The sequence below is a fragment of the Flavobacterium sp. FPG59 genome, assembly GCF_002150205.1.
In the GTDB taxonomy this organism is placed as follows: Bacteria; Bacteroidota; Bacteroidia; order Flavobacteriales; family Flavobacteriaceae; genus Flavobacterium.
On record NZ_MTCA01000238.1, the window covers coordinates 1 to 4,535 of the forward strand.

Here is a 4,535-nt window from a genome sequence, read left to right on the forward strand (position 1 = left end):
ATACTACTCTATCTTGAATAGGTTCTAAAATATTTTGCAATCTTTGAATTCTAAAAAAAATACAGCAATATGAGCAAGACTAAATTAACAATCAATAAAAATGGTTCTATAAAAATAGAAGGTGATTTTGAAATTACAGATTGCAATGGTCAAACCTATGGTTTGGAAGGCAGAACGGCATTAGGCCTTTGCCGTTGCGGATTGTCAGTGAACAAGCCTTTTTGCGATGGTTCGCATCGCAATGGTTTTGAGCATGAGCCAACTGCATTTGACTTGCCACCGATGAAAACAAAATAATAGTGTTTTGTGATTCGAGTAAACAAGAAAAGCTACATCTTTCAGGGTGTAGCTTTTCTTGTTTTTTGATTATATGATAGAATTATAAAACCCTATTTATTTTTCAAACTACTAATAATCGCCATTACATCTTGATCACCAAATCCTTCTTTTTCGGCTGCAGCATAACTGTCATACAAAGGATGAATGAGTGGCGAATCTAATCCTGCAGCTTTGGCTAAGCCTAAATCTTTAACCAAATGTTTTAAGGCAAATGCCGCTGGATACGAATCGTTTAAAATAGAAGGTGTTTTGATATTCGTGATGCCGTTACCACAAGCGCCTTGATTGATAATGTTAAGCATGTTTTCTTTGCTCACGCCGTTTTTCTCGGCAAATAAAACCGTTTCGGCTATTCCTTGAAGATTTAATCCTAATAGGTAATTTATGGCTAATTTAGCTGAACTTGCCACGCCCGGTTCGCCTACATGAATGGCAATTTTTCCCAAAACATCAAATATTGGTTTGGCTTTTTCAAAATTTTCTGGAGTAGCACCAACCAAAATTACAAGTGTGCCATCTTGTGCCGGTTTTACACTTCCCGAAACGGGAGCATCTATAAATGCAACTTGATGTCGGTTGCAAATGGTGTTTAAATAGCGAGAAGTTTCAGGAGAAACGGTACTCATATTGATAATTGTTTTTCCTGAATTAGCTTTCGATAACAAACCGGTTGTACCTTCAAAAACTTCTTTTACTGCTGCGTCATTAGATAACATAGTTAACACCACGTCACAGGTTGCCATAATTTCTTGTAAACTGTCTGCTGATTTTGCTCCTGCAGCCAGTAAAGGTGCTTCTTTTTCTTTGGTTCTATTAAAAACGGATACATTAAAACTCGCTTTCAGTAGGTTAAGCACCATTGGGTTACCCATGTTGCCCAGACCAACCCATCCTAATTGTATATTTTTCATAATGTTCTAGTTCAAAAAATGATTTGTTTTCTTTTTGGTTTTAAATGCATACTTGCAAAAGGTAAACAACACTAAAGTACGGTTTAATTTTGGAAAATATACCATCTTGCCAATAGCACATGTGGGACTGAGGAGTTTTGATTTTAAACTTATAAATAACTCGTAAGCCTAGTAAGTAAGAATCCTATGCCAACTCCAATTAAAGCCGCAAAAATCCTCTGTTTGATATTAATTTTAGCGGATTGTTCTTCAAGCAATAGATCATTTTCCATCAATTGCATTTTCATATTTCCTGAAAAGTATCTGATTTTTAAAACTAAATTCCTGCCTTGAAGTTTTATGGGATGATTTTCACTTGAGAAAGAAAACTTACTTGAAACTTTTTTTCCGTTTAAAAGCACTTTTTCAACTCCAAGAATAGTGTTCCAAAATTCTATGGTGTTGTTTTCAATAGTAAATTCAGCGTGTTTCATCGTATAATAAATGAGAATTGTTATGCAATTTGGCGTTATGATTTTAGTTTTTACGAATGAATTACAAAGTAGCTTTACGCCAATTGTACAATAACAATCGTCTTCTATCATCGATATCATTCACTCTTACCTCAGTAATATCCTCTATTTTAAAAAGTGAAGTTCCTAGATCTTCTCCGTTTTTTGCTACACAATTCAGAATAAAATCTTCATTAGAAAGGTCTTTAACAAAACCAGAGAAAAATTCATTTCCGTTGATTTCAAAACTCGCCATTTGATCCTGAGCATTATGCAATTGTAAAACAGCACTAAACTGCCAGTTTTCGGATTGATTCAAGTGAATAGCAAAGTTGGATGGCTTGTCAATAATGTCCGAATACTCAATAAGGCACTCCATAACCTTAATGTAATCATCATTGAAGTCTACATTTTTTATGTTTTGCAATCTGATAAAAATAATTCCATCTGGTTTTCCAAAACGGGTGTAATGCCTAAACCCTATATATTCTTCGTTAATTTCAGTGATGTATCCTACAAGAGAGCCTTTGTCTGAGTTGTATTGCCAAATGGAAATTATTTCTTTGTTTTCCTTAGATTTTTGTAATATCGACTGTAAAATACTGGTACTCATCTGGGGCGATTTCTTTTTTGGTTGAAATAATTTTTTTAAAAATAGAATCATGATGGTTGGCTTGGTTAATCTATTTTATAAAATGTGTCTGAACCGATTCTCTCTTTAAAACCGATTTTGATTATGTTTTGTAAATATGATTCTATTTTATTTGCTAGAACTAATTGTAGTTCTTTAAAAGAATGTATTGTTATTAGCTTTTGTTAACCAAATCAATTAAAGTTCCTATTAGAACAAGTATAATCCCAAAAGATATCATACCTAATAAGTAAGCACACAATGCCTTGATATAGCTCATAACTTTGCCTTTATTAAAAAAATGTCCAATTGCCCAAGAACTATACATTATACCTACGGCACCTGCAAATGTCATAATTTTGAAATGTGTTACACCTTCAATGATTACAATAATCGAAAATATCAGCATTACCATCCCTATAACAAAACATAGCATTATCAAGATTTCATAGAAGTTATAGTTGGACTTTTTAAAAAATATTTTCAACCACATTGCTATTAATACTCCCATCAATATGTTTGCATATCCATAATGTCCTTGTAACCATTTTACAATTATGCTTATTGTATCATTTTGTAAGCCTTTATATTTAATAAATCCATCACCAAGGTTGAAAAAGTTATTTAGGATGGTGTAAATTAGAGAAGTGACAATTATAAATATAACTGGTTTCACAAGTCGGGTTCTATTTTGTGTGAAATAATCTCTGATGTTTTTTCCAGGATTAACTAGTAACTCTTTAACGGTAAATAAAATGCCCCGTTCAAAATGTAAAACGTGTTCTATTTCATGAATTATGTAGTGTCCGTTAATTCTTTTTAATTCAGCTGGCTGTCCGCACTCTGGACAATACTTTGAGGTTAATTCTTGATTACAATTGTTACAATTCATGTTTATAGATTCTTAATTATTTTGCCTGTAGGTTAATAGCTATCCAATTTGGTTCAAAGGGTAAGTGAATTTAATCGTAAATATAATTGATTTTAACTACAAAATAAGAACAAGTATCATTATGAATATGTTTTGTTTTTAGGTACTAGCTGATTATTTTAAATTTATGCTTTGGTATTTAATTTTATTTCTTTTTGAGTTCTTTCATTAAATCTTCTAGATAGTCTGTTTGAATTTCTTGAATTTCAAGTAGTTTTTTGTTTTGATGGGCTAACAAATGATCAATTTTTTCACTCAAAAGTTTTATTTCAAGTTCGGCTTTTAAATTGATTTTATAATCATGTTCGCTTCTCTGTCTGTCTTTTTGTTCCTGTCGGTTTTGGCTCATCATAATAATAGGCGCTTGGATAGCTGCTAAGCAAGAAAGAATCAGGTTAAGCAATATAAAGGGAAATGGGTCAAATGGTTTTGTGGTTAAAAACCAAATATTAATGATCATCCAAATTAAGATGAAAGAAAAGAAAGTGATGATGAACATCCAACTACCACCAAATGCAGCAACATTATCAGCAAGTTTTTGTCCAAAAGTGAGTTCAGCCTCCATTTCATCTTGAATATTTTCAGAAAGAATGGAGTTGTTTTTTATGGCCTCCATTACATCTTGATCAATGGCTGCAATTTCTCCTTTTTCTAGAATGATTAAGGAGGTTAAATAAAGGCGTCTGTATTGATTTAATTCGTCAATAGAAATATAATCGTCTTGTTTTAAGTCGGGAAAGTTTGATTTGATTAAATTGAAAATTCCTTCTCTTATATCCCAACATTTTACCTCTTCACCCTTTTGAATTTCTTTTTTACTGATGTGGCTTGTTTTCATTTAGGTTTTATGTTTTTTGATACTATTTAATTTTCTTCTTTTAGCTAAAGAATTAAATACACTAACACTTTTCAAGACTTATTATCATTGTCAGTTTACTTTAAAAACGCTTTATGTATACCGTAAATATAGTTGTTCTAAATTACAAAACCGTAATGTATTCTAATCTTATAGTTTGCTTTTGAATCTAATAAAAATACATTACTACAGTCTCCAATGATTAGTTTTGTTTTATTTCAATATTAAAAAAACCTAAGGGTTTTGTCTTTCTTAAAAAAAAGATTGATTTAATGATTAAAAAACCTATTACTAGATTAGTAATTACAAATAAAACAGATGCTAAATTATTTATATAAATAAAATCTGCTTTATTGGAATATTGTATGGTAACATT

At 31.3% G+C, this 4,535-nt stretch carries 6 protein-coding genes; 1 reads left to right on the forward strand and 5 read right to left on the reverse strand.

The window, feature by feature from the left end:
• The first annotated feature begins 69 nt into the window (after positions 1 to 69).
• A complete protein-coding gene (locus FPG59_RS14185; protein ID WP_086455232.1) occupies positions 70 to 297 on the forward strand; it encodes a CDGSH iron-sulfur domain-containing protein in 228 nt (75 codons plus the stop codon).
• 92 nt (positions 298 to 389) lie between these two features.
• Here the strand turns inward: FPG59_RS14185 and FPG59_RS14190 are convergent, their stop codons facing one another.
• From FPG59_RS14190 to FPG59_RS14210, 5 genes are all read right to left on the reverse strand, one after another.
• Positions 390 to 1,250, reverse strand: a complete 861-nt coding sequence (locus FPG59_RS14190; protein ID WP_086455233.1) for an NAD(P)-dependent oxidoreductase — start codon at positions 1,248 to 1,250, stop codon at positions 390 to 392.
• 149 nt (positions 1,251 to 1,399) lie between these two features.
• Positions 1,400 to 1,723 carry a hypothetical protein gene (locus FPG59_RS14195; protein ID WP_086455234.1) on the reverse strand — a complete coding sequence of 108 codons (324 nt, stop codon included), beginning with the start codon at positions 1,721 to 1,723 and terminating at the stop codon, positions 1,400 to 1,402.
• Positions 1,724 to 1,784: 61 nt separating this feature from the next.
• On the reverse strand, positions 1,785 to 2,354 hold the full coding sequence (locus tag FPG59_RS14200; RefSeq protein WP_140344677.1) for a hypothetical protein: 570 nt from the start codon (positions 2,352 to 2,354) through the stop codon (positions 1,785 to 1,787).
• 193 nt (positions 2,355 to 2,547) lie between these two features.
• Positions 2,548 to 3,264, reverse strand: a complete 717-nt coding sequence (locus tag FPG59_RS14205) for a DUF3667 domain-containing protein (protein ID WP_086455236.1) — start codon at positions 3,262 to 3,264, stop codon at positions 2,548 to 2,550.
• Between the two features lie 184 nt (positions 3,265 to 3,448).
• Positions 3,449 to 4,141 carry a DUF1003 domain-containing protein gene (locus FPG59_RS14210; RefSeq protein ID WP_086455237.1) on the reverse strand — a complete coding sequence of 231 codons (693 nt, stop codon included), beginning with the start codon at positions 4,139 to 4,141 and terminating at the stop codon, positions 3,449 to 3,451.
• Positions 4,142 to 4,535: the final 394 nt, after the last annotated feature.